Origin of the sequence: Natronococcus sp., from assembly GCF_047921035.1 — an archaeon.
GTDB lineage: Archaea > Halobacteriota > Halobacteria > Halobacteriales > Natrialbaceae > Natronococcus.
Window position 1 is genome coordinate 1 of record NZ_JBLRWX010000004.1, and the last position, 25,203, is coordinate 25,203.

Here is a 25,203-nt window from a genome sequence, read left to right on the forward strand (position 1 = left end):
CCATTGAAGACATTCGCAACTCGCTGATTGAAGCATAAAACTACATTTGGCTACCAGAAGTTAGAACTTCGCCACATACTCGTCTGTCCCAGACAATCTCTCCCAATGAGAGGAGTAACTGTTATGTACCACCTGTGGAGTAGTGTTATTCCACCAACTTTTGCAGGTCGGTGAACTGCAATACCTTGGTGCTACTTGTGTTCCGGTCAGAGAATATCTGCTCATGACCAGCGTGAGAGTGTTTTGAATTCCTTCGGACGCTTCGAACGTCACGGCTCGTCCTTTCGCCGTCGATCATCGCACTCAACATCGACCGAAGCCGCGAGGCGGTCAGCCGACGGTTGAACGCGCTGGCCGAACAGGGGCTGGTCGAACGGGTCGACCGGGGGAAGTACCGGATCGCTCCGGTCGGCGAGCAGTATCTCGAGGGAAAGCCGTCGATAACTCGGACGACTCGGGTACTCGATAGCTATCACTAGTCGAACTGGTATGAGTGAGTGTCTCATTCTGTCCGTTTCGCCCGTCGTTGCAACAGTTCGATCCGAATCGCGACGGTACGGTAGCTCTCCCGTCAGATCGGTTAACAGTTGGTTAAGCGTTTTTCGAGGGTCGATTAGCGAACTCACCGTTTCGTGACTGCGGATGTACCGATCCGTCTCCGAACCGATCTCGCAGCGGGTGATCCTTACCGACGCTATAATAAACAGTCAGAATAGATTTCCCCTGACTGTGATGTTGCCAGTCTCCACGTACCGACTGCTACCGATCGGCCGGGCCGGTGTCGCCGATCCGGAGCTGAGGTGATCTTTCGTGAGGTATACGCACGGTGTGGTCTGTGCTGACGGGTCGCTGTCCGGGGGGACGTTCGATCAGTGGCTTCCGTCCGAGCCGGCGATCCAGTACAGAACCGACCACGTCGCGATCGCAACCGATCCTAACGAGTGTCACTCGTCGGGCCAGTCGACGGGTGCCGAAAACGAGTCGGTTCGCTGCTGGCTGCTCGGCGACGTCTACGGCTACGAGGCCGGCAGTATGGGTCGGTCCGGTGGCTACGAGCCCCGACCCGCCGACATCGACCCCGCACAGTACTGTCTCTCGCTGTACGAACGGAAAGGACTCGAGTTCCTCGAGGGACTCAACGGGAACTACACGCTGTTGCTCTACGATCGAGAGCAACGGCACTTCACGCTCTGTACCGATCGGTTCGGAACGGTTCCGGTCTACTGGACGCGGACCGACGACGACCGGATCGTCTTCTCGACGAACGTCCAGCTGGTTCCGTTCCATCCGGCCGTCGACACTGCGTACCACCCGGCGTACCTCCACGAGTATCTCGCGTTTCGGCGCACGTTCGGCGTCAAGACGCCCCTCGAGGGCGTCGAAAAGCTCGAGCCGGGAACGATCACGTCGATCGCGCTCGAAGACGGATCGGTTCAGACCGACCAGTACTGGCGACCCCGGTATCGGCCGCGCGACGAATCCTTCGAGTGGTTCGTCGAGGAGTTCACCGACCGGTTTCAGACCGTCGTCGACGAGTGGACACACACAGACTGCGAGTACGGCGTCTTGCTGTCGGGGGGTAGCGACTCCCGGCTCGTCCTCGCCGCCCTCGACAACGCCACCGCGTTCCACATGAACGACTGGATGAACCGCGAGGCGCGCATCGCCGAGCGGGTGGCCCTCGAGGCCGGCGCGGAGTTCAAACTGCTCGAGCGCGGGCCCGAGTACCGTATCGGCGCCCTCGAGCGAAACCGCTGGGCCGACTCGTTCAACGGCTGGTTCAGCCAGCCGTACACGAGCGGGTTCGAAACCGAGATCACCGACCGGGTCGACGGGTTGCTGTCGGGACTGTACAGCGACTCCCTGTTCGGCAAGTACGGCGTGCCGTCGCCGCACGTCTCGCTCGGCCCGCTGGGTTCGATGACGGTACCGATCGAACGCCCGGTCGACACCGTCGACGAGTACATCGACCTGCTGCTCGAGACCGCGTCCGACGACCTCGAGATGCCGACCGACCTCCGCACGATCCTCGAGTCGAACATCTACCGGGACGGCGATCGGATCGTCCACCACGGCGTCACCTACGAGTCGCTCGAGGACGTGGTCTACTACGGCGACTGCTATCCGCTCTCGAACGACGACGATATGCGGTTCCACAGCGATCTCCGTCGGATGCTTCCGTACCGATCGCCGTTCCTCGACAATCGGCTGCTCGATCTCTCGCTGTCGATGCCGCCTCGGTACAAGCTCCGCCGAGACCTCATCGGTCAGGCGGTCACCCGTCTCGACCCCGGTCTCGCGGCGATTCCACACGCCAGCACCGGCGTCTCGCTCTCGCGGTCGTTCCCGGTGGAGTACGCCGGCGAACACTTCCTGGAGTTCTGGCGAAAGCACGTGACCAACCGGACGCCGCCGAAACCGTACCTGACCGACGGTCCCTGGCTGGACGACGCCGAACTCCTCCGGTCGTTCGACTTCACCGGCGAGGTCCTCGAACAGCGCGGTCACCTGGCCGACGCGTTTCCCGGCCCGAACGCGGACGCGATTCGTAGGTTGTATCACACCCACTGCCACGACGAGGATCGTGTCGGAGAGCTCTACACGCTGTTGACCGTACTGACGATGCCAGTCACCGACTACCTCACCGATTCCGAGACGACCGATTCGACTCGAACGAACCCGAACGCCTCGCGGTACCGTCAATCACGGGTGATCGACGTTGAGTGACGAACGCGACGCGGTCGTCATCCCCGCATCGCGGTATCCACACGGCTACACCTCGGTCCGCTCGCTGGGGTCGAAGGGCGTGTACACGATCGCCGCGGTCGACGATCCGAATCTCAGCGTCACTGCCTCGCGGTACTGCGACGAGGCCGCGCTCGTGCCGCCGCCGAGCAACCTGCCGGCCTACCGGGACGCGCTGCTCGGCCTGGCCGCCCGCCCGGACGTTCGTACCATTATACCGCACCGCCCGCACGACACGTACATCCTCTCGCGGGAGTACGAGGCGTTCGATCGCCACGTCGACCTCGTCGTGCCGCCGATGGAGATGCTCCGCAACGTCCACGACCGCAAGCGACTCGCGGAGATCGCGACCGACGCGGGCGTGGCGATCCCGGAGACGCAACTGCTCTCGGAGGTCGAGGACTGGAGCGACAACCGGATCGTCAAGTCCCGGTACAACCTGCTGACCGACGCCTACCTCGAGGAGTTCGAACTCGAGGACTCGAAGATCGCCAAATCCGTCGAGCACATCGCACCAGGCGAGACGCCCGACACCGACGCGCTGATCGAGAAGATGGGCCACGAGCCGATCGTCCAGGAGTACGTCGAGGGCGCCGGCGAGTACGTCTTCGGCGCGCTGTACGAACACGGCGAGGCGCTGGGCACCTTCCAGCATCGCCAGCTTCGCGGCGACTCCTACACCGGCAGCGGCGGGGTCTACCGCGAGTCGGTCCACATCCCCGAACTCGAGGAGGCGGGCCGGGCGATCCTCGACGAACTCGAGTGGCACGGGCTGGCCTGCATCGAGTACATCGAGGACGCCGAGACCGGCGAGTTCTCGATCGTCGAGATCAACCCCCGGATGTGGCAGTCGCTGGCCTGTGCGGTCAAGGCGGGCGCGGACTTCCCGGCCTGGTACTGGCTCGCCGCCACCGGTCGCAGCGAACTGATCGATCCCTCCTACGAGACCGGCGTCAGCACGCACTACCTCTACGGCGAACTCGAGCACCTCGTCAGCGTCGCCCGCGAGGAGTCGCCGTTCGTCGAACGGCCCTCGCTCGCGGGACGGGCCGGCGAGATCGCGAAATCGTGCGTCGAGGATCGATCGTTCGACTTCCTCCACCGCGACGACCCGATGCCGATCGTCCGCCAGGTCAGGACCGAACTCGAGGACGCGGTCGGGCGACGGCTCGGCTGACCGACGCCGTCGACGCCGACCGCTCTCGAGGACCACCCGTCAGACGTAGTTGCTCTCGCTTTCGTACACCGACGGATCGTCCCTGAACCGCTCGGCGACCGTCTCGAGGGTGACGAACTGCGCGTTCTCGTGACTCTTGACGTACTGGATGAACTCCTCGAACAGCGGGATCATGTGCGGGAGTCCGTGGAGATCGGGGTGGATCGTAAACGTGTAGACGCCCGCTCCGCGGCGGTTGTAGAGGTAGTCGAACTGCCGTTTGTAGTACTGTTCGTACATCATCTCGGGATCCTTGTAGCCGGCGTGGTAGACCGGCTGCTTGATGAACAGCATCGGCGGGATGTCGTCGCGGTACCAGCTGATCGGAATCTCGACGACGTCGGTCTCCTCGCCGTACTGGTACGGCTCCATCCAGGTCTCCGGATCCTTGTCGTAGTCGATCTGCTCCCAGCTGTCGCCCTCGCGCATCCAGCCCGGCTCGAACTGTCGTTCCATCAGGCTGCTGTCGTAGTCGAAGCCGTGCTTCTGGACGAGCTCCGGCGTGTTCTCGCTGAACTCCCACCAGCTGGCGCGGTGGCCGACCGGCTCCGAACCGGTGACGTCCTCGATCAGCTCGATCGAGACCTCGAGGATCTCGTCTTCCTGCTCCCGCGAGAGGTCGGTCGGGTTCTCGTGGGAGTAGCCGTGGACGCCCAGCTCGTGGCCGGCGGCCGCGACGGCTTCGATCTCGTCGCGGAAGGTCTCGATCGTGTGTCCCGGGACGTACCAGGAGGTCTCGACGTCCTGTTCGTCGAACAGCGCGAGCATCCGGGGGATCCCCTCGCTTCCAGCCGACAGGCCTCGAGAGAGGTCCGCGGGCGAGTCCTCGCCGCCGTACGAGCCGAGCCAGCCGGCGACACAGTCCGCGTCGACGCCGATCGCTACGTCAACTGTTCCCATAGCGTTCGGAGAGCCACCGACGAGGAGCAAGGAACTAGGGGCTGCACGTGCCGACGGACACGGACCCACCCGGTGGACGGCGACAGCCCCATCAGTCTCGGGCCGAAGAGCGAGTATGGAACCGACTGAGTCCGCGCCCGACGAGCCGGCGTTACTCGAGGACGCCCCTCTCGACCTCCCGGAGGCGACCGAGACGGCGACGTTCGGGATGGGCTGCTTCTGGGGACCCGACGCCCGCTTCGGCGCGCTCTGCGGCGTCGACCGGACGCGGGTCGGCTACGCGGGCGGAACCGAGCCGGACCCGACCTACTTCGCGCTAGGCGATCACACCGAGGTCGTCCGGGTCGCCTACGACCCCGAGTTGCTGTCCTACGAGGACCTCCTCGAGACGTTCTGGACGAACCACGACTGGCACTCGAGCGCACCGAAACGGCAGTACCGAAGCGTCGTCCTCGCCCACGACGACGATCAGTACGAGATCGCCCGTCGGGAGCGAGCCGCGCTCGCGGAGCGAACCGGGCGGTCGCCGGCGACCGCCGTTGAACGGCTCTCGGCGTTTTACTCGGCCGAGCCGTCCCACCAGAAGTATGAACTCCGCTCGCGGCCGACCGTCGGGGACGGACTCGAGGCGCTGTACGGCGACGCGTTCGTCGACTCGACGATCGTCGCGCGGCTGAACGGGTTCGCGGCCGGACACGGCGATCGGAGCCAGCGCGAGACGCTGCTGGCGGGGCTGGATTTGCCGGCACCGCTTCTCGCGGAGCTCCGACGGACGCTTTGATTCCGTTCGATCGCGATCTAAACCTATTCATAGGACGAGGCGTCTACCCGTGTGTGTGGAACGAACCGATCCGAGCACGTGGAAAGGGGACTTCGGGCGCGGACTCGTCGTCCTCGTTCCGATCGCCATCACGGGGTTTCTCGTCTACGTGCTCTACTCGTTCGTCTCGACGTTCGTTCCGACGATGCTGCTCGACGGCGCCGTCCTCGAGCCGATCCTCCCCGGCGTCGGCGACCGCGCACGCGAGGTCGTCGCGGGGCTGTTGCGCGTCGTCATCGTGCTCTCGATCGTCGCCGGACTGATGTACCTGCTCGGCCACCTCGCGCGGACGACGGCCGGCGAGCTGTTCGAGGCCTGGCTCGACCGCGCCGCGAACCGCGTGCCGGGGTTGCGACTCGTCTACAACGCCTCGAAGACGACGACCGAGGTGACGGTCGGCTCCGAGTCGGTCCAGGGCCCGGTCAAACTCGAGATCTGGCGCGGGATCCGAATGACCGCGTTCAAGACCGGTCACCAGACCGCGGACGACCGGGTGATGTTGTTCCTGCCGACGGCGCCGAACATCTCGACGGGGTTCGTACTCGAGGCCGACCCCGACGACGTCACCGAACTCGACGAAAGCACCGAGTCGGCGCTGACGCGGATCATCAGCGCCGGGTTCGGCGGCGACGACGAAACGGCTGCCCGTGAGGAACCCCGTTCGAAACGCAGCCCGAAGTCGTAACGTCCGTCTCGTCCGCCTCTCGGTCAGGGTCGACCGGTGCTCTCGGGCTTTTCCGGAAGGTGCCGGTAGCTGCAAAGCGCTCCGTTCTCGACGACGACGAGCAAAACGTCCCGCTCGGCGATCTCCTCGAACTCGTCGACGTCGACGACGAGCTGGTCGACCACCCGGTTGTCCTCCTCGAGCAGGATCACGACGTGTCGACCGTCCACGATCCGATCGACGACGCCGATATACTGGTCGACGCCCTCGCTCGCGGTCGGCTCCGACTGCGCACCGACCGCACTCGAGCCGACGATCGAAGCGATCCCGAGCGCGCCGGCGGTTCGGAGGGCGGTTCGTCGTGACAGGTTCGTTCGGTCTGTCATACCCCGGTTGGCCTCGGTTTGATACATAAACTCGCGGACCCAGTGTGACGTGCTTCGACAACCCACCCCGTGAAATACCACTATAGCTGATATTATGGTACATGTATTATAACCTCTATCTGTAGTATGAACCTGATATACTGTCACCATACTCCGATTGACTGATCGAGTGACGGGAAATATCTACAGCTATCCGAAAAAGGGGGTAAACAGACTCAATACACCAGGTTAATATTACAATTAATGGCATGTTTACGAATATTTATTTTTCCTCGATCTCGTACGTTCGGTCACCGTTCTACTACAGCTGTTTGTCTATAGCTCTCTACTATGTTACTATTATACCAATCTGGTACTTTCTGTCGATCTTCCAGTCGGGATTACGGACATACCTATGTAAACAGATTGCGGTCTCGGAACGCTTTTTGCTCGGTACGCCGTTCGCCGTACCAATGGCTGACCGTGACGCGGCGTGTTGTAAGCTCGGTCGAGTGGCCGAACAGTATTCGCTCTCCGGGCTCGACGAGGATCTGGTCTCGTACTGGACCGGTACGGGCGACGAACAGTACAGCACTCGAGAGCTGGCGACGATCGTCAACCAGCGGGTCCTCGAGGCGGCGTTCGAGACCGCCGGCGTCTCGTACAAGGAAGGGGAGATCGAGAACACCTATCGGCTGCTCAGCGCCGACGACGTCACGAGCGGGACGCGGGTCCAGACGCGCAACGAACTCGAGCGCGACGGCGTCCCCGTCGACGACGTCGAGTCGGACTTCGTCTCCCATCAGACCGTCTACAACCACCTCACCAAGTGTCTCGAGGCCGAACTCGCGACGCCGAGCGACGAGGAACGGCTCGAGCGAGCCGAGGAGAAACTGGGCGCGCTTCAGAACCGGACCGAGGCGGTCACGGGCGATACGATCGCCCAGCTGCGACGCAACGACGTCGTCGACATCGGCGAGTTCGACGTGCTCGTCTCCGTGACGGTGACCTGCGAGGAGTGCCAGCAGCAGTATACGGTCCGCGAACTCCTCGAGGAGCGGGCCTGCGACTGCTCGGCCTGACGAGAGCCGAATCCGGCCGCGATGGGAGGTGAATGGACAATACCTATTTGTCCGGCCGCGCTACCCGGCTGTATGAAGACGAGCCAGAACGTATCGGACCGAGAGACTCCCGGTCAGGCGACGCTCTCGGTGAGCAACATCGGCGGTATCGAGGAGACGACCGTCTCGTTCCAGCAGGGGATCACCGTGCTCTCCGGCCGAAACGCGACCAACAGAACGTCGCTGCTCCAGGGAATCATGGCCGCGCTCGGCAGCGACCGGGCGAGTCTCAAGGCCGACGCGACGGAAGGCGAGGCCGTCCTCGAGTTCGGCGACGAGCGGTACCGCCAGACCCTCCATCGACGGAACGGAACCGTCGTCACCGACGGCGACCCCTATCTCGAGGATCCGGAGATCGCGGATCTGTTCGCGTTCTTGCTCGAGTCCAACGAGGCCCGCCGAGCCGTCGCACGGGGCGACGAACTGCGGGACCTGATCATGCGTCCGGTCGACACCGACGCGATCAAAGCCGAGATCCAGCAACTCGAGCAGCGAAAGCAGCGTATCGACGCCGAGCTCGACGAACTCGACAATCTCGAGGATCGGCTTCCCGACCTCGAGGCGAAGCGAACCCGAGTGAGCGACGAGATCGAGTCGCTCCGCGAGGAGCTCGAGGAGGCCGAAGCACAGCTCGAGGCGACGAACGTCGACGTCGAGACCCGCCGCGAGGAGCGCTCGGAACTCGAGACGAAACTCGACGAGCTGCGCGAGACGCGATCGGAGCTCGAGCGCACCCGCGACCGGATCGACACCGAGCGCGAGAGCATCGAGGCCCTCGAGGACGAGCGCGAGGAGGTCGAAACCCAGCTCGAGGAGCTCTCGACGGGCGAGAACGTCGACGTCGGCCGGCTGGAGGCCGAGATCGACTCGCTGCAGGCCCAGAAGGACGATCTCAACGAGGAGATCTCGCAGCTCCAGCGGACGGTGCAGTTCAACGAACGGCTGCTCGAGGAGGCCGGGGAGTTCCTCGGCGACGGCGATCACGAGCACGACGGCGGCGCCGTCACCGACCAGCTGCTGGCCGACAGCGACTCCGAGACGGTCACCTGCTGGACCTGCGGCTCGTCGGTCGCTACCGAACAGATCGAGAGCACGCTCGAGCAGCTCCGCGGGGTCCACCAGGACCGACTCGAGGAGCGCTCGGCGATCGACGACGAACTCGACGAGAAGCGGGCGACGCTGACCGAGATCGACGAGAACCGAACGGAGTACGACCGAGCGGACCGTCGACTCGACTCGATCGACGACGAGATCGACCGCCGGCGCGGCCGGATCGACGATCTCACCGAGGATCGGGAGGCGCTCACCGAGGAGATCGACGACCTCGAGAGCGAGATCGACGACCTCGAGAGCGACGGCTCCGAGGACATCCTCGAGCAACACCGCGAGGTCAACCAGCTCGAGTTCGAACTCGAGCGCAAGGAGCGCGAGCGCGACGAGATCGAGGACGAGATCGCCGACGTCGAGGAGCGACTCGACGAGCGCGAGGGCCTCGAGAGCCGCCGCGAGCAAGCGACCGAGGAGTTAACCGATCTGCGCACCCGCATCGATCGGATCGAGGAGGACGCCGTCGAGGCGTTCAACGAGCACATGGAGAACCTCCTCGAGACGCTGGGGTACAGCAACCTCGATCGGATCTGGATCGACCGAACCACGCGGGAGGTCCGCGAGGGTCGCCGGAAGGTGTCGCGGTCCTCCTTCGACCTCAAGATCGTCCGCAGCACCGAGGAGGGCGCAGCTTACGAGGACGCGATCGAACACTTAAGCGAGAGTGAACGCGAGGTGACGGGACTGGTCTTCGCGCTGGCGGGCTATCTCGTCCACGACGTTTACGAGACGGTGCCGTTCATGCTGCTCGACTCCCTCGAGGCGATCGACGCCGAGCGGATCACGGCGCTGGTCGAGTACTTCGAGTCGTACGCACCCTACCTCGTCGTGGCGCTGCTCGACGAGGACGCCGAACAGCTCGCACAGAGCCACGACGTCGTCACCGAGATCTAGCGGTTCGGCTCGAGCGGACGCCGTTTTCGGCGATAGGCGGATCAACCGACGCGGATCGTCACCGCTACGTGAACGCCTGAAAGCCCGTCAGCTCCTCGCCGAGGACGAGCGTGTGGATGTCGTGCGTTCCCTCGTAGGTGTAGACCGTCTCCATGTTCGCCATGTGGCGCATCGGCGAGTAGTCGGTCGTGATCCCGTTTCCGCCGAGCATCTCGCGGGCGACCCGCGACTGGTCGCGGGCCGTTCGGACGTTGTTGCGCTTCGCCATCGAGACGTGCTTGGGACGCATCTCTCCCCGTTCCTTGAGGTCGGCGAGCCGGTAGGCCAGCAGTTGGGCCAGGGTGATCTGGGTCGCCATCTCCGCGAGCTTCTCCTGTTGAAGCTGGAAGCGACCGATGGGACCGCCGAACTGCTCGCGCTCGGTGGCGTAGGCGCGGGCCTCCTCGAAGCAGTCGCGGGCGGCCCCGACCGCACCCCAGGCGATGCCGTAGCGGGCCTGCGTGAGACACGACAGCGGCCCCTTCATCCCCGAGACGCCGGGCAGGACGTTCTCCTCGGGTACTCGAACGTCGTTGAGCCCGATCTCGCCCGTGATCGACGCGCGAAGGGAGAGCTTTTCGGTTATTTTGTTCGTCGAGACGCCGTCCCGGTCGGTCTCGACCAGGAACCCGCGGACGGGGTCGTCCTCGCTCGAGCGATCCCGGGCCCAGACGACCGCGACGTCGGCGATCGGCGAGTTCGTGATCCAGGTCTTCGAGCCGTTGAGGACGTAGCCGTCCGCGTCGGCCTCGGCGTACGTCTCCATCGCCGAGGGGTTCGAGCCGTGCTCGGGTTCGGTGAGACCGAAACAGCCGATCGCCTCGCCCCGGCCCATCGCCGGGAGCCACTCCTCCTTCTGAGCCTCGCTGCCGTAGGCGTGGATCGGATACATCACGAGCGCGCCCTGGACCGAGGCCATCGAGCGCAGCCCCGAGTCGCCGGCCTCGAGTTCCTGCATCAGGAGTCCGTACGCCGTCTCGGAGACGTTCGGCGAGCCGTACCCCTCGAGGTTCGGCGCGTAGAAGCCGAGCTCGCCCATCTTTGGGATGAGCTCCTCGGGGAAGGTTCCGGCCTCGAAGTGGTCGCCGATGTCGGGTTTGACGTGTTCCTCGACGAACTCCCGGGCCGTGTCCCGGATCATCCGCTCCTCCTGGTCGAGTTCGGCCTCGAGTTGGACGAAATCCAGCATACCGGATAGTACGCCAACGACCCAATAGGTATTGTGGTACGCATTCTATCACACGCCGAGAACGGGTTTCGTTCGTTCGATCCACGAGAGATGCTCGAGCGACGCCTCGATCCGATTTATCTTACACTGTTCTCAGTTGTTCCGCACTGTCTGTACGATGTTCGGTATCGGCGAAGATATTTTGTACGTAGCTTCCTATTTCCGGATATGGCATTCGCTCTGTCCGACGAGCACCGCGCGATCCGCGAGGCCGTCCGCGAGTTCGGCGAAAACGAGATCGAGCCGGTCGCCGAGGAGTACGACCGGAACTGCACGTACCCCGAGGAGATCCGCAGGGAGGCGGCGACGTACGACTTCGTCGCACCGGGGATTCCCCTCGAGTACGACGGCGCGGGGATGGACAAGCTCTCCTCGACGATCGTCACCGAGGAGCTGTGGCGGGCCGATCCCGGGATCGGCTCCGCGGTCGGTTCCGCGGGGTTCGGGACGAACATGATCCTCGAGTTCGGCGACGAGTGGATGAAAGAAGAGTGGCTCCCGAAGATCGCCAACGGCGAAACGGCGTCGTGTTCGATGATCTCCGAACCCGCCCACGGCTCGAACGTCGCGGGGATCGAGACGGTGGCCGAAGAGGATGCGGACGGCTACGTCCTCAACGGGAACAAGATGTGGATCACCAACGGCACCGTCGCCGACGTCGGCGTCCTGATGGCCAAGACGAGCCCCGACGAGGGCCACCGCGGTATCACCGCCTTCCTCGTCGAGATGGATTCCGACGGGATCCAGACCGAGAAGATCGACAACAAGCTCGGAATTCGAGCGTCGGATCTCGCGGAGGTCATCGTCGACGACGTCCGCGTCCCCGAAGAGAACGTCATCGGCGAGGTAGATCGGGGCTTCTATCAGCTGATGGAGTTCTTCGCCGCCGGTCGCACCAGCGTCGCTGCCCAGGCCGTCGGTGCCGCTCAGGGTGCGCTGGACGCGGCGCTCGAGTACGCCCAACAACGCGAGCAGTTCGACCAGCCGATCGCGGAGTTCCAGGCGATCGAGCACAAACTCGCCGAGATGGCGACGAACGTGGAGGCGGCCCGGTCGCTGACCTACCGCGCTGCGACCCAGGTCGAGCAGGGTAACCAGGAGATCGCCGCGCGGTTCTCGAGCATGGCGAAGCTGTTCGCCTCCGAACACGCGGTCGACGTCGCCGACGAGGCCGTTCAGGTCCACGGCGGCTCGGGCTACGTCACGGACTACCCCGCGGAGCGGTACTACCGCGACGCCCGGATCACGAAGATCTACGAGGGAACGAGCGAGATCCAGAAGAACATCATCGCCGATCGACTCCTGTAGGTGTTCTCGCGGAGGGGACTCGATCCGAGCCGGCTCGGGACGTCCTCGACGGCGCTATGAACTCGTTTCCGATATCGTAAGGTGAAATCCGATCAATACCTACTCGGTTAAAATACAGATAAACTATACGATATTTATGGCTATATCTACGATAGCATATACTTATTCTCATCGGACGTTGACGGAGGAGCGAAGCTCGCTACCTCGAATCTCCGGTACAAACCGTCGAAGTTCGACAGTCAGCGTGAACCTCGAGTGCATCGATCACAAAAAACCGGCTCCACTCCTCTGTTCCCCTTTCACATATTTTATCCGGGACTTCAGAACTACTGGTGATTCCGGGATCGTTCGGCCCGGTCGGACGGTGGGGCTCGCGCTCGCACAACGTTCCGACGTCTGCACTGGCAGTGTCGACGAGAACGGACCGGTCGAATCCTCGAACCCATCGCGAGGGCGGGACTCTGCGGCCTACTGTCTCGGGCTGTAGACGCAAACGTCCCGTATCGCTACGAGAGACCACCCGGTCGGTCGCGCGATCCCGCTCGAGCGGGTTCCGGGACCGGGCGAAACACCGTCCTCTAGCCCAGCAACTATATGCGGAGTCCACTCATGGTCGGATGATGGCCGTTCGACCTTCCCTCGAGTGCGGCGGTGACCGTCCCCCTGCGGTTCTCGGCGGTCGTTCGAGTATCGCGACAGCAACGCTCAGCGCGGACGAACCCCGAACGCCGCTATGACGACGACGCCACCTTCCGGATCGGGTCCCGCCGACGATCCCAGAGCCGACTTCGACTACCGGAGCGACGACGTCGATCGGCCGGCGTTGGTCGAGGACATCGGTCGGTTGATCGAGGGCGATGTCCGTGCGGACTCCTACTCCCGGGAGCTGTACGCGACCGACGCGAGCATCTACGAGGTCACCCCGGTCGCGGTCGTCTTCCCGCGCTCGGCCGGCGACGTCGCCGCGACCGTCGAGTACTGCGCCGAGCGGGGGATCCCGGTGCTGCCGCGGGGCGGCGGGACGAGTCTCGCCGGCCAGACCGTCAACGAGGCCGTCGTCCTCGATTTCACGCTGTACATGGACGGCGTCGTCGACGTCGACCCCGACGCCCGCCGGGCGACCGCCCAGCCCGGGATCTACCTCGAGACCCTCAACGAGGGCCTCGAGCCCCACGGCCTGAAGTTCGCGCCCGACCCCGCCTGGGGCGACAAGAGCGCCCTCGGCGGCGCGATCGGGAACAACTCGACGGGCGCTCACTCCCTGCAGTACGGCAAGACCGACGCCTACGTCGAGGAGGTGGAGGTCGTCCTCGCGGACGGCACCCGGACCCGGTTCGGGGAGGTCGCCCTCGAGGACCTGCCCGAACTTGCCGACGGCGACGACCTCGAGGCGGCGATCTACGCCGAAGTCGTTCGGATCCTCGAGGAGCGGGGCGACCTGATCGAGGAGACGTACCCCGACCTCAAGCGCAACGTCTCCGGCTACAACCTGGACTGGTTGGTCGAGGACGCTCGAGGCGGGGCGCGGGGTGTCGGCGAACCCGACGCCGAGGGTGGGACGGTCAACCTCGCGAAGCTGCTCTGTGGCAGCGAGGGCACCCTCGCGATCGTCACCGAGGCGACCGTCTCGCTCGAGCCGATCCCCGCCGAGAAGAGCATGACGCTGCTCGCCTACGACTCCGTCCTCGAGGCGATGGACGACGTGGCGTCGATCGTCGATCACGACGCGGCCGCGGTCGAGGTCATCGACGACGTGCTGATCGACCTCGCGCGGGGCACCGCCGAGTTCGCGTCCGTCACCGAGATGCTGCCCGAGGGGACCGGCGCGGTCCTCATCGTCGAGTTCTACGCCGAGAACGACGCCGACGGAAAGCGACGAGTCGCGAACCTGCTCGCGGACCGCTGTCCGTCAGTGGATCCCGTCGGCGAGATCGATCCTCCCGAGAAGCGGGTCGTCGCCGACGAGGAGAGACGAGCCTTCGACGCGATCGAGGCCCACGACGCCGAGAGCCGCAGCCAGATCTGGAAGCTGCGCAAGTCCGGGCTCCCAATCTTGCTCTCGCGGACGACCGACGAGAAGCATATCGCCTTCCTCGAGGACACCGCCGTCCCGCCGGAGAACCTCCCGGCGTTCGTCGCGGACTTCCAGGCCGTACTCGAGGATCACGACACCTACGCCAGCTTCTACGCCCACGCCGGCCCCGGCGTCCTCCACATCCGCCCGCTGATCGACACGAAGACCGAGGCGGGGCTCGAGGAGATGTCGTCGATCGCCGACGCCGTCACGGATCTGGTCGTCGAGTACGACGGCTCGGTCTCGGGCGAGCACGGCGACGGCCGCGCCCGCACCCAGTGGAACCGCAAGCTGTACGGCGAGGAGCTGTGGGAAACCTTCCAGGAGCTGAAAACGGCGTTCGATCCCGACTGGCTCCTGAATCCCGGCCAGGTCGTCTTCCGCGACGACGACCCCACCGACATGACCGAGCACCACCGCTTCGGTCCCGACTACGAGTTCGAACCCGGCTTCGAGCCCACCCTCGAGTGGGACAACGACAACGGGTTCCAGGGGATGGTCGAACTCTGTCACGGCTGCGGTGGCTGTCGGGGCGAGCAGTCCACGACCGGGGGCGTGATGTGTCCGACGTTCCGGGCGAGCCACGAGGAGATCACCAGCACGCGCGGTCGGGCGAACGCGCTCCGCCAGGCCATGAGTGGGGACTTAGCGCCCGGAGAGGCCTTCTCCGACGAGTTCGTCGAGGAGGTGATGGACCTCTGTATCGGCTGCAAGGGCTGTGCGATCGACTGTCCCAGCGAGGTCGACATGGCCAAACTCAAAGCCGAGGTCACCCACGAGTACCACGAGCGAAACGGCTCGTCGCTTCGGGATCGGCTCTTCGCGAACGTCTCGACCCTCTCGAGGTGGGGCTCGAAGTTCCCGCTGCTCTCGAGTGCGGCCCCGAAGCTCCCCGGCGCCCGCAAACTGCTCGAGGCGACGATCGGGATCGACTCGAGCCGACCGCTGCCGTCGTTCCGGCCGATGACGTTCCGAGACTGGTTCGAAGAGCGAGGTGGCGCAGCTACCTCGGAACGGCGAGCGCTGGAAGCGCAAGGTGGCTCGCGCATTCCCGAGCGCGGCGCCGACCGGAAGGCGATCGTCTACCCCGACACCTACACCAACTACAGCCACCCCGAGGCGGGGAAGGCCGCCGTTCGGGTCCTCGAGGCCGCGGGCGTCCCCGTCAAGGTACCCGACGACCTCGACGACACGGGCCGACCCGCGTTCTCGAAGGGGTTCCTCGAGCGGGCCGGCGAGACCGCCCGCGAGAACGTCCGGGCGCTCGCCCCGCTGGTCGAGGAGGGGTGGGACGTGGTCGTGATCGAACCCTCCGACGCGGTGATGCTCCAGTCGGACTACCTCGACTTGCTCTCCGACGAGGAGGCCCGAACCCTGGCAGAGGCGAGCTACGGGATCTGCGAGTACATCGACACGTTCCGGCTGGACGAACGGCTCGCGTTCGACGCCCCCGCGGAGTCGCTGACCTACCACGGCCACTGCCACCAGAAGGCGACGGCAAAGGATCACCACGCGGTCGGCGTCCTCCGGCGGGCCGGGTACGCCGTCGACCCCCTCGACTCGGGCTGCTGTGGCATGGCCGGCAGCTTCGGCTACGAGGCCGAACACGGCTCGATGAGCGACGCCATCGCCGCCGTGCTGTACGACCAGGTCGAGGAAAGCCCCGGCGAGCGGGTCGTCGCGCCCGGCGCTTCCTGTCGCACCCAGCTGCAGAACCGCAACGGAGACACGGAGGAGCCCCCGACGCCGATCGAACTCGTCGACGCGGCGCTCCGGTAGCCCCCGCTCGAGCCGTCCTCGCTGCAAAAAGTCACCGCCCGGTAGCGCATCGCGCTACCCGGTTAACAGTCGTCCTCTTCCTCAGGCTCGGGTTTCTTCTTCTCTTCCTCTGGACAGTCGTCCTCTTCGGGTTCTTCCTTTTTCGCTTCCTCCTCGGGACAGTCGTCTTCCTCGCGTTCGACTTTCTTTTCGGTCTCTTCGTCCTCGGGCTCGGGCTCCGGCTCGTCGAGTTCCTCTTCGACGTCTTCGGGATCTTCGTCTTCGGGTTCTTCGTCCTCCGGTTCCTCGTCTTCGGGCTCTTCGTCCTCTGGTTCCTCGTCTTCGGGCTCTTCGTCCTCCGGTTGCTCCTCGTCCTCGGGGTCGTCGACGGGATCGTCGGGCTCGGTCTCCCCAGTCGACGTGTCGTAGACGGAGACAGCGTTGGACCGACTCGGCGTGTAGAGGGCGATCACGTTCGTGTGATCGTTGTTGATCCGCCCGGCGGCGTAGTCGTAGGTGACGTCGGCCTCGGTGTCGTAGTATCCCGAGGTGATACGGAGCTCTCCTCCCGCTTCGATCTCGGTTCCGCTCGGTAGCGAGTCGGACTGGTCGTAGTCCGGGTTGTTGTACAGCCAGTCGACGATGTAGCCGGAGAGATCGACGGTCGACTCCCCCTCGTTGCGCAGGACGATGAGGTCCTGTTCGGGCGTCACCGACTCGATGACGACCGACACGTCGTGTCCGTCGGCAGCCACCTGGGATCCGATCCCCACGAGTCCGGCAACTGCAGCGCCCGCCCCCGCCAGTACTGCTCGACGCGATCTGTTTCGTGTCATACGGCGAGAGATACGTTACCAAGACAGTGTAAAATAATCTATGGATACAACCGATCGATATATTCTGTGAACCATATACGTTTAATCCGAATATTACTCGTCAGAAATGTCAAAAGAGGAACCAACCGACGGACGGAGTGCGAGTCAGTGCGTCGACTCGAGCGAGCCGTCGACCGGTCAGCGCTCGAGAATTCGGTTTATCACGCTGCTTCTCGTAGGGTGTGACATGAGATCCACCGTACTCGTCCCGATCGACGATTCGGAACGCTCGAGCGAGGCCCTCAAGTACGCTCTCGAGGTCCACCCCGAGGCGACGATCACGGCGCTCTACGTTGTCGATCCACGGAAGTTCTACGCGGGGACCGGGATCGAGGGTAGCGTCACGACCGACTACAAACGGATTCAGGAGAACTACGAGCAGCAGGCCCAAAAGCTGCTCGAGAAAGCCAGCGACGCGGTTGCCCAGCAGGGTGCCGAGATCGAGACGGAGTGGGTCACCGGCGCGGTCGCCCGATCGATCGTCGACTACGCGATCGACCACGACGTCGACGCGATCGTCATGGGGAGCCACGGCCGTTCGGGCGCGAGTCGCATCCTGCTGGGCAGCGTCGCCGAGACCGTCACCCGCCGCTCGCCGATCCCGGTGACGATCGTCCGCTGAGACGGCTCCCGGAGCTGTCCCGCAGTACGGTCACGGACCGCGAAGATGCCTCGAGAGCGAGGCCCGTTCCGGCTCGCTTGTGTCGCCCGACGTCGGAGACGGCCCCGGAAAAGCGCCGGAAACGGGAGCCTTTTGCGCCCGCTTCGCCAACGGCGGCCTATGACTCAACCGTCCGATGCGTTCGGCGAGTGGCCGCTCAAACGGCTGCTGACCGAGGTCGTCGGCTCCGGCCCCAAATCGGCCGACGACATGAGCCGCGAGCAGGCCCGCGAGGCGTTCCAGCGCATCCTCGCCGGCGAGCCCGAAGAGACGACGCTCGGCGCGTTCTGGCTGGCGAACCGCTGGAAGCGAAACACCCCCGAGGAGCTGGCGGCGTACACCGACGTCATGCGCGAGGAGTCGGTGGTTACGGCTGAACCCGACGCCGACCCGGTCGACTGCGGCGCGAACTACGACGGCAAGCATACGTCCGCGCTGCTCGGCGTTGGCGCCGGCGTCGTCGCCGCAGCCGCCGGCACGCCGGTCGTCGTCCACTCCGGCGACGGTGTCCCGACCCAGAAGGAGACCGCCTACAAGCACGTGCTGGACGAACTCGGCGTCCGGACCGACCTCGAGCCGACCGAGAGCGCGGAGATGGTCGACGAGACCGGCTTCGGCTTCTACTACCAGCCCGCGTTCAACCCCGGCGTCCACGACCTCTTCGAGCGACGCGACGAGATGGGCGTCCGGACGTTCGTCAACACCATCGAGACGGTCGCCAACCCCGCCGAGGCCGACGTCCACCTCGGCTCCTTCTACCACCTCGCGTTCGCGAAGAAGCTGACCGACCTCCTCAAGGAAAGCGAACGGCTCGACTACTCGCGGGCGATCTTCTTCCAGGGAATGGAGGGGTACGACGACATTCGACCGGGGTACACGAAGGTCGCCGAATGGAACCGCGAGGGAGAGGACGGCGAGGAATCCTTCGAGGACTACGAGATCGAAACCGCCGAGTACGGCATGGAAATGGAGAGCGATGATCTCGCGGTCGACGACGTCCGGGCCGACTCCGCCGAGATCACCGAGGCGGTCCTCGCCGGCGAGCGCGAGGACGATTTCGCGGACGCTATCGCGCTCAACGGCGCGTTCCGGATGTACGCCCGCCAGGACGTCGCCACCCTCGAGGAGGGGCTCGAGCGGGCTCGCGACGTGATCGCCGACGGCAGCGCCCAGGCGACGCTCGAGGAACTGCGCGAGTTCTGAAACGCCGATTCACGAATCACGTTCCGTCTTGACCGTCGTCGACGGCATCGATTGCCTGCTGATACAACTCGTCGCCGATCCAGAAGCCGACGTCACGAAGCGAATCGAGCGCCGGCTCGAGTTCGATTCGATCGTGTCTGGCAGCCTTGAGCAGTATCCCGACGATACCCGTCACCTGAAGGTCGTGACGGCGCGCTACCTGTCGTCCGTCCCGTTCGTCGATCAACACCAGTTCGGCCTCGCGCTCGATTGCCAGTGCGATCGCGGCGGCCTCGCCCCCGTCGAGCTCCGCCCGAAGCTCCCGAACGAGATCGGTCCGCCGTGGCTGAGCAGTCGTCACGAACTCGCTCTCGAGAAGTGACTCGAGCCGTTCGTGCCCGTCTTCTCCGGCGAGCAGCTCCGTGCGGACCGCTTTCGGAACGGTGATCGACCGGAACTGCGAACGGAGTAACTCGAGGCGATCGATCAGCGCGAGATTGAGAAGCGGCGAGGTATCGGCGACGACGAGTTTATCGTTCGGCATACTCGAGATCTTCGGCTAGCTCCTCGTCGGTGTAGTGTCGTTCGATACCGCGTTCACCGAGGAGTTCGCCGAACTCCCGCTTCGATACCCCCGTGAGTTCTCGAGCCTTGCCGAACGAAAGGATTCCTCGGTCGTACAGCGAACACGCGAGTTCCTCGCGCATGACTCCCTCTCGCTCCTCCTCCGGAAGACGAAGCGCGTCGTAGACTTCTTCCGGGATTTCGATTACCGCCATAGTAGGCAGTACGGAAGAACGCCGGATAAACGTTCGTTCGGTTTCGCCAGCAGTCGTGAGAGCGTCGATAGCCCGGACGTCTCGACCGTGATCGCCGACGGCAGCGCCCAGGCGACGCTCGAGGAACTGCGCGAGTTCTGAGCCGAGGGGTTCCCTTCGAACTCGCACAAGGAGCCGTCTCGGTCGAGCCTGCTGGCGGTCGGAACGTGACGACTGGCGTCCTCGTCGGAGTTCGATCAGTCAACTCCGTCGACCTGACAGGTAGATATATAAAATATCGACTACTAGTTGGCGTATGGCTCCCGACGACCCGCCGCCGTCGCTCGAGAACTCGACGCCGCCGCCGGTCGACGAACAGGATCCCGGGCGTGGCACGAGTACCGCACTTAACGCCGTCATCGGCGGCGCCGTCGGGATCGTCCTCTCGTTCGTCCCGCTGTCGCCGGTGCTCGGGGGTGCCGTCGCCGGCTACCTCGAGGGCGGTGATACCGACGACGGACTGAAGGTCGGCGCGCTCGCGGGGCTGGTCGCGCTGCTCCCGATCGCTCTTATCGGCTTTTTCTTGCTCTTTCTCCTCGGTTTCGGCGGGACGCCGGCGGCATTCGGTATTCTCGGGCTCGTCGGACTGTTCTTCGTCGCGATATACACCGTCGGACTGGGTGCTCTCGGCGGTGTTATCGGGGTTTCTGTCGAGGAGGAGCTCTGACGACCGCGCGCTGTGAACCTACCACCGTTTGGAAAACAGGCGTCTACTCTGAACACTGATTTCGAATCCGTTCCTGACGACGAACGAATTTATATAACGGGCGTCCGAGTATCGCCGTATGCGACTCGAGAACGAGACGGCCCTCATCACGGGAGCGGCGTCGGGAATCGGACGCGCGACGGCCGAACGCTTCGCCGACGAGGGAGCCAGGGTGATCGTCACCGACATCGACAGCGACGGCGGGGAGGCGGTCGCGGACGAACTCGCCGACGGCGGCGCCGAGGCGGAGTTTCACGACCTGGACGTCACCGACAGCGAGACGTTCCACGCGGTCGTCGACGCCGTCGCCGAGGAGTACGGGCTCGATATTGTCGTCAACAACGCCGGAACCGGCCATCCCTCCTCGCGGCTCGAGGAGACCGACGACTCGATCCGGGACTTCGTCATCGACGTCAACGTCAAGGGCGTCTGGAACGGCTGTCACGCCGCCCTCCCTCATATGAAAGAGCAGGGTCACGGGTCGATCGTCAACGTCGGCTCGCTGGCGAGCATCCTCGGGCTACCGAAGCAGGCGGCCTACTCGCTGAGCAAGGGCGCCGTGCTCAACCTCACGCGAGCGATCGCCGCTGAGGCGGGTCCCTACGGCGTTCGGGCGAATACCGTCTGTCCGGGCTTTACGGATACGTCGCTGCTCGAGCAGTACCTCGCCGCGCAGGACGATCCCGAGGCCGCCCGCGAGGCGATGGCCGAAGACTACCCGCTGAAGCGGCTCGGCGAACCCGAGGAGGTCGCCGACGCGATCCTGTTTCTCGCGAGCGACGAGGCCTCGTTCGTCAGCGGCCACGGGCTGGTCGTCGACGGCGGGTTTTCGACCTGCTGACCGTCGCTCACTCCTCGCGGATCAGCGCGACGCTGGCGAGTTTGTCCCCCGCCGAGACGGTCGCTTCCTGCGTGAGCGTGTACAACAGCCCCTCCCGGCCGACGACGGCCTCCTCGAGCGCCTCGTAGGTCGCCGGATCGTACACCGTTCCGAGGACGTCACCCTCCGAGACGGGTTGGCCGATCTCGAGGGCGGGATCCGGCCGGAACAGCCCCGAGTGGTCGGTAACGACCTGCCCGAGGTGGTTCCTGGCGAGCGTCTGCTCGCGCGCGGGAACCTCCCCGGGAAGCAGTCCGAGCTGACGGCAGACGTCGAGCAGCCCGTCGACGCCGAGATCGACGGCGTCCTCGAGGATCTGCTTGTTGTGGGCCAGTTCGGGCGTGATCGAGGGGATCCCCTCGTTTGCGGCTGCGACCCGCAGTTTGCCGGCGAAGCCCCGCCGGTGCCACTCCTCGCTCGCCTCGTCGTCGGCCTCCTCCGACAGCAGGAGATCGGTGCCGAACGCCTCGGCCAGCGCGCGGGACTCCGCGTCACCCTCGAGGAAGACGACGTGGGGGAGCATCTCCGGACTCCCGGTGTGGAGATCGATGACGGCGTCGGCGTCGCCGACGTACTCCCAGAGCCGGGCGGCCATGCGCTGGTGGAGGCTACCGTCGGCGTTACCGGGCCACACCCGGTTCATGTTCGGGTTGACGCTGTCGATGATCTCCGGGGTCGTGTAGGAGACCCGGTCGAACGTCAGCGGGTTCGCGACCGGGACGGCGACGATCCGTCCCGACAGCGACTCGAGCGGGAGTCGATCGTGGAACCGGCGAAGCACTTCGGTGCCGTTGATCTCGCGGCCGTGCTGGGCGGCCTGGACGTACAGCGTCGGCCCGTCGTCGGCGCCGTCGTAGGTGTGTACCGTCGTCGTGATCTCGACGCCCGACGGCAGTCGTGCGAGCGTCACCTTCTCGGCCGTGTGCGTTCCGGCGGTCATGGTCGTCCGTTCTTCGTCGGGTAGTATGTACTTGCGGCAGGCGGTTACACCGTCGGGTTCCGTTCCGAGACCACTACCGTTTTCACCCGTCCGGCCGTCGGCCGAGGTATGGGCAACGTTACTGCAACCCTGCACACGAGCAAGGGCGACATCGAGGTCGAACTCTACGACGAGCGCGCGCCACGGACCGTCGACAACTTCGTCGGACTCGCGACGGGCGGCCAGGAGTGGACCGACCCCGAGACGGGCGAGGAGGTCGAGGGCGAGCCGCTGTACGACGACGTGGTCTTCCACCGGATCATCGAGGACTTCATGATCCAGGGCGGCGACCCCACCGGAACCGGTCGTGGCGGCCCCGGCTACCAGTTCGACGACGAGTTCCACGAGGAACTGCGCCACGACGACGCTGGCATCCTCTCGATGGCCAACTCCGGGCCCGACACCAACGGTTCGCAGTTCTTCATCACGCTCGACGCCCAGCCCCACCTCGACGACCGCCACGCCGTCTTCGGCAAGGTCACCGACGGGATGGACGTCGTCGAAGAGATCGGCGACGTCGAGACCGACGCCAACGACCGCCCGCGCGAGGACATCGTCCTCGAGTCGGTCTCCGTCGACTACGAGTAGCGACTCGAGCGTTTTCTCTCGTTCCGCGCACCGTCGTTTCTGCAGTTTCGAGCCGCGACTCCGCCGGTTTGATACGTTACTCGAGCGAGTTGCTTCACCCGCCGTGTCGATTGGATTAGGAACGGACCGTGTATGAGAACTACTTTCACGGATGATTTTCAATAATCGACCGATGTCTTCCGACAAGTCGGACTGCGGGCGGCGAACGGCCGCTCGAGCGAGGCGGGGCGAACCGGCGAGCGAACGGAGTCAGGTGTACGCGGTCGAGGACGACGGCGACCTCCGACCGAAAGAGCCCGCGGAGGTCGAATCGGACTGCGGCTGCGGGCGAACCCACACGCGACGAACGTTCATGGGGGCGACCGCGGCAGCCACCGGCGCGCTGACGCTCGGCTCGCAGGTCTCCGGCGTCGCGGCCGACGAGCCCGAGGGCGACACCGTCACCATCGTCCACGACCTCCACACTCACAGCGAGATCGGCGAGCCCGGCGAGCCGAACATCGCGCGGTACTGGAACGTGGTTCAGGAGCAACTCGCGGACCGGGAGGACGCCGTCTTCCTCGCGAACGGGGACGAACTCGGCTCGTCGACGATCTCGTTTTTCACCGAGGGCGAGCACAAGATCGACTTCATGAACGACATGGATCTCACCGCCGCGGGGGTCGGCAACCACGACTTCGACTACGGCGTCGAGACCGCCGAGCAACGGTTCGCCGACAGCGAGTTCCCGTGGCTGAACTCGGCGCTGTACACGCCCGAGGGCGACCTGTTCCCGGAGACCGAGCGATACACCACCCTCGAGATCGGCGACCTCACGGTCGGCCTCTTCAACGTCGTCCTGCGGGGCTTCCACGGGATCACGGACTATCCCGACGACTACGAGCAGCGCGATCCCGTCGAGACGGCCCAGGAGATGACCCAGCTGCTCCGGGAGGAGGAGGACGCCGACGTCGTCGTCTGCTCGTCGCATACGCCTCACGAGACCCACTTCGAACTTGCGGAGGAGGTCGACGGGCTGGACGCGATATTCGGCTCGCACTCTCACTACACGATGGACGCCGCGGAGGAGCACGCTGGAACCGTCATCAGCGAGGTCGGCTACGCCTACTTCCACCTCGGCGTGATGACGCTGGACTCGGAGGGAAACCTCGTCAGTTGGGAGCGCATCGACTTAGACGAGGACACCGAGCCGGATCCGGAGTTCAAGGAGCGCATCGAGGCCCAGTACGACGACCTCGACGACGAACTCTCGGAGACGATCGGCGAGACGGCCGTCGAACTCGACACCTCCGGCTCGATCACCTACGGTCGCGAAGCCCTGATCGGCAACCTCATCACGGACACGATGCTCGACTTACACCCCGACGCGCAGGTCGCCTTCCAGAACGGCGGCGGGATCCGGACCAACACGACGTACGGGCCGGGCGAACTCACCGCAGGCGACGTGCTCGGCATCCTCCCGTTCGGCAACGAGGCGGTCGTCTTCGAGGCGACCGGCGAGGAGATCCTGCAGGTGCTCGAGAACCGCATCGACACGCTCCCGGACAACGCCTTCGGCGCCCAGCAGGGCCAGCAGGTCGGCGGCCTCCAGTACGAGTGGAGCGGTCACGAGGTGCCCGAGGTCGGCGACGTCTACATCGAGGGCGAACCCCTCGATCCCGACGAGACGTACGTCGTCTCGACGACCGACTACCTGAAGGATACCGCGGAGGACTACGCCCCCTTCCGCGACGCGGAGCTGCTCTGGGAGGGCGGGATCGTCCTCGGACCGGCGCTGATGGAGTACGTCGAGGAACACAGCCCCGTCGAACCCGAACTCGAGAACCGTATCCTGCGAGTCGACGAGGACGTCGGGAGCCACCGGGGCGTTCGTCGGGAGGACGGCCGGACGTTGCTCTGTTTCGACGTCCCCGAGGGGGCGACCGAGATCGGCGACGTCGAAACGTTCTTCGGCGTGACGGCCGACGTCGACGAGGATGCCCCGGACCCCGTCTCCGTCGACATCGAGGACGGCCTCCTCTGGATCGGGTACGACACCGGCGACCTCGAGCAGTTCCTCGCCACCACCGACGCCGAGGAGCTGCGGGTCTTCGGCGAGTTCGAGCCCGACGCCGAGCACTACGGCTACACCGGCACCGACGGCGACCTCCTCGAGTTACCCGTCGCCGCCGCCTACGACGGCTTCAAGCTGAAGGCGACGATCGACGCCGCCTCCCCGTCACTCCGGTCGGACTGAGGGCGACGGAGCCGGAACCGATCCCCGGCTCGGCCAAAC

At 65.0% G+C, this 25,203-nt stretch carries 21 protein-coding genes; 14 read left to right on the forward strand and 7 right to left on the reverse strand.

Features of this window, described 5'->3' with window-relative positions; all coding sequences use genetic code 11:
• Window positions 1-828 precede the first annotated feature (828 nt).
• Window positions 829-2,727 carry an asparagine synthase-related protein gene (locus tag ACNA7R_RS01635; protein WP_416281790.1) on the forward strand — a complete coding sequence of 633 codons (1,899 nt, stop codon included), beginning with the start codon at window positions 829-831 and terminating at the stop codon, window positions 2,725-2,727.
• Window positions 2,720-3,922, forward strand: a complete 1,203-nt coding sequence (locus ACNA7R_RS01640) for a carboxylate--amine ligase (RefSeq protein WP_416281791.1) — start codon at window positions 2,720-2,722, stop codon at window positions 3,920-3,922. The genes ACNA7R_RS01635 and ACNA7R_RS01640 overlap by 8 nt, the downstream gene beginning before the upstream one ends.
• A 39-nt stretch (window positions 3,923-3,961) precedes the next feature.
• Here ACNA7R_RS01640 and ACNA7R_RS01645 read toward each other — a convergent pair whose 3' ends face one another.
• A complete protein-coding gene (locus ACNA7R_RS01645; RefSeq protein WP_416281792.1) occupies window positions 3,962-4,861 on the reverse strand; it encodes a polysaccharide deacetylase family protein in 900 nt (299 codons plus the stop codon).
• 115 nt (window positions 4,862-4,976) lie between these two features.
• Here ACNA7R_RS01645 and ACNA7R_RS01650 point away from each other — a divergent pair, with 115 nt between their 5' ends.
• Both ACNA7R_RS01650 and ACNA7R_RS01655 read left to right on the forward strand, forming a co-directional pair.
• Window positions 4,977-5,642 carry a peptide-methionine (S)-S-oxide reductase MsrA gene (locus ACNA7R_RS01650; protein WP_416281793.1) on the forward strand — a complete coding sequence of 222 codons (666 nt, stop codon included), beginning with the start codon at window positions 4,977-4,979 and terminating at the stop codon, window positions 5,640-5,642.
• A 55-nt stretch (window positions 5,643-5,697) separates the two neighbouring features.
• A complete protein-coding gene (locus ACNA7R_RS01655; protein ID WP_416281794.1) occupies window positions 5,698-6,366 on the forward strand; it encodes a DUF502 domain-containing protein in 669 nt (222 codons plus the stop codon).
• A gap of 23 nt (window positions 6,367-6,389) precedes the next feature.
• Here ACNA7R_RS01655 and ACNA7R_RS01660 read toward each other — a convergent pair whose 3' ends face one another.
• Entirely contained in the window at window positions 6,390-6,731 is a 342-nt protein-coding gene (locus ACNA7R_RS01660) for a hypothetical protein (protein ID WP_416281795.1), read from the reverse strand.
• Window positions 6,732-7,183: 452 nt separating this feature from the next.
• On the opposite strand from ACNA7R_RS01660, the gene rdfA reads away from it, so the two are divergent.
• Window positions 7,184-7,792, forward strand: coding sequence for a rod-determining factor RdfA (rdfA, locus tag ACNA7R_RS01665; RefSeq protein ID WP_416281796.1), 609 nt, complete (start codon window positions 7,184-7,186; stop codon window positions 7,790-7,792).
• Between the two features lie 72 nt (window positions 7,793-7,864).
• Window positions 7,865-9,832 (forward strand): archaea-specific SMC-related protein, encoded by a 1,968-nt coding sequence (locus tag ACNA7R_RS01670; RefSeq protein ID WP_416281797.1) that lies wholly within the window; start codon window positions 7,865-7,867, stop codon window positions 9,830-9,832.
• 64 nt (window positions 9,833-9,896) lie between these two features.
• On the opposite strand, the gene ACNA7R_RS01675 is transcribed toward ACNA7R_RS01670, so the two are convergent.
• Window positions 9,897-11,060 carry an acyl-CoA dehydrogenase family protein gene (locus tag ACNA7R_RS01675; protein WP_416281798.1) on the reverse strand — a complete coding sequence of 388 codons (1,164 nt, stop codon included), beginning with the start codon at window positions 11,058-11,060 and terminating at the stop codon, window positions 9,897-9,899.
• A 207-nt stretch (window positions 11,061-11,267) separates the two neighbouring features.
• Between ACNA7R_RS01675 and ACNA7R_RS01680 the strand changes: the two genes are divergently transcribed.
• Window positions 11,268-12,407 carry an acyl-CoA dehydrogenase family protein gene (locus tag ACNA7R_RS01680; RefSeq protein WP_416281799.1) on the forward strand — a complete coding sequence of 380 codons (1,140 nt, stop codon included), beginning with the start codon at window positions 11,268-11,270 and terminating at the stop codon, window positions 12,405-12,407.
• Between the two features lie 733 nt (window positions 12,408-13,140).
• Window positions 13,141-16,260: an FAD-binding and (Fe-S)-binding domain-containing protein gene (locus tag ACNA7R_RS01685; protein ID WP_416281800.1), complete on the forward strand. Its 3,120-nt coding sequence runs from the start codon at window positions 13,141-13,143 to the stop codon at window positions 16,258-16,260.
• 62 nt (window positions 16,261-16,322) lie between these two features.
• Here ACNA7R_RS01685 and ACNA7R_RS01690 read toward each other — a convergent pair whose 3' ends face one another.
• Window positions 16,323-17,075: a hypothetical protein gene (locus tag ACNA7R_RS01690; protein WP_416281801.1), complete on the reverse strand. Its 753-nt coding sequence runs from the start codon at window positions 17,073-17,075 to the stop codon at window positions 16,323-16,325.
• A 226-nt stretch (window positions 17,076-17,301) separates the two neighbouring features.
• On the opposite strand from ACNA7R_RS01690, the gene ACNA7R_RS01695 reads away from it, so the two are divergent.
• Both ACNA7R_RS01695 and ACNA7R_RS01700 read left to right on the forward strand, forming a co-directional pair.
• Window positions 17,302-17,736: a universal stress protein gene (locus tag ACNA7R_RS01695; RefSeq protein ID WP_416281802.1), complete on the forward strand. Its 435-nt coding sequence runs from the start codon at window positions 17,302-17,304 to the stop codon at window positions 17,734-17,736.
• 159 nt (window positions 17,737-17,895) lie between these two features.
• Complete coding sequence (locus tag ACNA7R_RS01700) at window positions 17,896-18,978, forward strand: anthranilate phosphoribosyltransferase (RefSeq protein WP_416281803.1); 1,083 nt, start codon at window positions 17,896-17,898, stop codon at window positions 18,976-18,978.
• 16 nt (window positions 18,979-18,994) lie between these two features.
• Here the strand turns inward: ACNA7R_RS01700 and ACNA7R_RS01705 are convergent, their stop codons facing one another.
• Window positions 18,995-19,501, reverse strand: coding sequence for a DUF3368 domain-containing protein (locus tag ACNA7R_RS01705; RefSeq protein ID WP_416281804.1), 507 nt, complete (start codon window positions 19,499-19,501; stop codon window positions 18,995-18,997).
• Window positions 19,488-19,736: a UPF0175 family protein gene (locus ACNA7R_RS01710; protein ID WP_416281805.1), complete on the reverse strand. Its 249-nt coding sequence runs from the start codon at window positions 19,734-19,736 to the stop codon at window positions 19,488-19,490. Before ACNA7R_RS01710 ends, ACNA7R_RS01705 begins: the two co-directional genes overlap by 14 nt.
• Before the next feature lie 295 nt (window positions 19,737-20,031).
• On the opposite strand from ACNA7R_RS01710, the gene ACNA7R_RS01715 reads away from it, so the two are divergent.
• Window positions 20,032-20,442 carry a DUF5518 domain-containing protein gene (locus tag ACNA7R_RS01715; protein WP_416281806.1) on the forward strand — a complete coding sequence of 137 codons (411 nt, stop codon included), beginning with the start codon at window positions 20,032-20,034 and terminating at the stop codon, window positions 20,440-20,442.
• A gap of 118 nt (window positions 20,443-20,560) precedes the next feature.
• Window positions 20,561-21,322 (forward strand): SDR family NAD(P)-dependent oxidoreductase, encoded by a 762-nt coding sequence (locus ACNA7R_RS01720; RefSeq protein WP_416281807.1) that lies wholly within the window; start codon window positions 20,561-20,563, stop codon window positions 21,320-21,322.
• 7 nt (window positions 21,323-21,329) lie between these two features.
• Here ACNA7R_RS01720 and ACNA7R_RS01725 read toward each other — a convergent pair whose 3' ends face one another.
• Window positions 21,330-22,301: a succinylglutamate desuccinylase/aspartoacylase family protein gene (locus ACNA7R_RS01725; RefSeq protein ID WP_416281808.1), complete on the reverse strand. Its 972-nt coding sequence runs from the start codon at window positions 22,299-22,301 to the stop codon at window positions 21,330-21,332.
• Between the two features lie 108 nt (window positions 22,302-22,409).
• On the opposite strand from ACNA7R_RS01725, the gene ACNA7R_RS01730 reads away from it, so the two are divergent.
• Together ACNA7R_RS01730 and ACNA7R_RS01735 are read left to right on the forward strand one after the other, a co-directional pair.
• The gene (locus ACNA7R_RS01730; protein ID WP_416281809.1) at window positions 22,410-22,928 is read left to right on the forward strand and encodes a peptidylprolyl isomerase; all 519 of its coding nucleotides are present in this window, start codon (window positions 22,410-22,412) and stop codon (window positions 22,926-22,928) included.
• A gap of 172 nt (window positions 22,929-23,100) precedes the next feature.
• Window positions 23,101-25,164, forward strand: coding sequence for a bifunctional metallophosphatase/5'-nucleotidase (locus ACNA7R_RS01735; RefSeq protein ID WP_416281810.1), 2,064 nt, complete (start codon window positions 23,101-23,103; stop codon window positions 25,162-25,164).
• Window positions 25,165-25,203: the final 39 nt, after the last annotated feature.

What these genes read in the sequence shown, in the direction of transcription:
- ACNA7R_RS01660 (WP_416281795.1), bottom strand. Translation starts at nt 6,731, where the DNA reads ATGACAGACCGAACGAACCTGTCACGACGAACCGCCCTCCGAACCGCC.
- ACNA7R_RS01685 (WP_416281800.1), top strand. Translation starts at nt 13,141, where the DNA reads ATGACGACGACGCCACCTTCCGGATCGGGTCCCGCCGACGATCCCAGA.
- ACNA7R_RS01720 (WP_416281807.1), top strand. Translation starts at nt 20,561, where the DNA reads ATGCGACTCGAGAACGAGACGGCCCTCATCACGGGAGCGGCGTCGGGA.
- ACNA7R_RS01725 (WP_416281808.1), bottom strand. Translation starts at nt 22,301, where the DNA reads ATGACCGCCGGAACGCACACGGCCGAGAAGGTGACGCTCGCACGACTG.
- ACNA7R_RS01650 (WP_416281793.1), top strand. Translation starts at nt 4,977, where the DNA reads ATGGAACCGACTGAGTCCGCGCCCGACGAGCCGGCGTTACTCGAGGAC.
- ACNA7R_RS01695 (WP_416281802.1), top strand. Translation starts at nt 17,302, where the DNA reads ATGAGATCCACCGTACTCGTCCCGATCGACGATTCGGAACGCTCGAGC.
- ACNA7R_RS01715 (WP_416281806.1), top strand. Translation starts at nt 20,032, where the DNA reads ATGGCTCCCGACGACCCGCCGCCGTCGCTCGAGAACTCGACGCCGCCG.
- ACNA7R_RS01710 (WP_416281805.1), bottom strand. Translation starts at nt 19,736, where the DNA reads ATGGCGGTAATCGAAATCCCGGAAGAAGTCTACGACGCGCTTCGTCTT.
- ACNA7R_RS01680 (WP_416281799.1), top strand. Translation starts at nt 11,268, where the DNA reads ATGGCATTCGCTCTGTCCGACGAGCACCGCGCGATCCGCGAGGCCGTC.
- rdfA (WP_416281796.1), top strand. Translation starts at nt 7,184, where the DNA reads ATGGCTGACCGTGACGCGGCGTGTTGTAAGCTCGGTCGAGTGGCCGAA.
- ACNA7R_RS01705 (WP_416281804.1), bottom strand. Translation starts at nt 19,501, where the DNA reads ATGCCGAACGATAAACTCGTCGTCGCCGATACCTCGCCGCTTCTCAAT.
- ACNA7R_RS01670 (WP_416281797.1), top strand. Translation starts at nt 7,865, where the DNA reads ATGAAGACGAGCCAGAACGTATCGGACCGAGAGACTCCCGGTCAGGCG.
- ACNA7R_RS01690 (WP_416281801.1), bottom strand. Translation starts at nt 17,075, where the DNA reads ATGACACGAAACAGATCGCGTCGAGCAGTACTGGCGGGGGCGGGCGCT.
- ACNA7R_RS01700 (WP_416281803.1), top strand. Translation starts at nt 17,896, where the DNA reads ATGACTCAACCGTCCGATGCGTTCGGCGAGTGGCCGCTCAAACGGCTG.
- ACNA7R_RS01645 (WP_416281792.1), bottom strand. Translation starts at nt 4,861, where the DNA reads ATGGGAACAGTTGACGTAGCGATCGGCGTCGACGCGGACTGTGTCGCC.
- ACNA7R_RS01735 (WP_416281810.1), top strand. Translation starts at nt 23,101, where the DNA reads ATGTCTTCCGACAAGTCGGACTGCGGGCGGCGAACGGCCGCTCGAGCG.
- ACNA7R_RS01675 (WP_416281798.1), bottom strand. Translation starts at nt 11,060, where the DNA reads ATGCTGGATTTCGTCCAACTCGAGGCCGAACTCGACCAGGAGGAGCGG.
- ACNA7R_RS01730 (WP_416281809.1), top strand. Translation starts at nt 22,410, where the DNA reads ATGGGCAACGTTACTGCAACCCTGCACACGAGCAAGGGCGACATCGAG.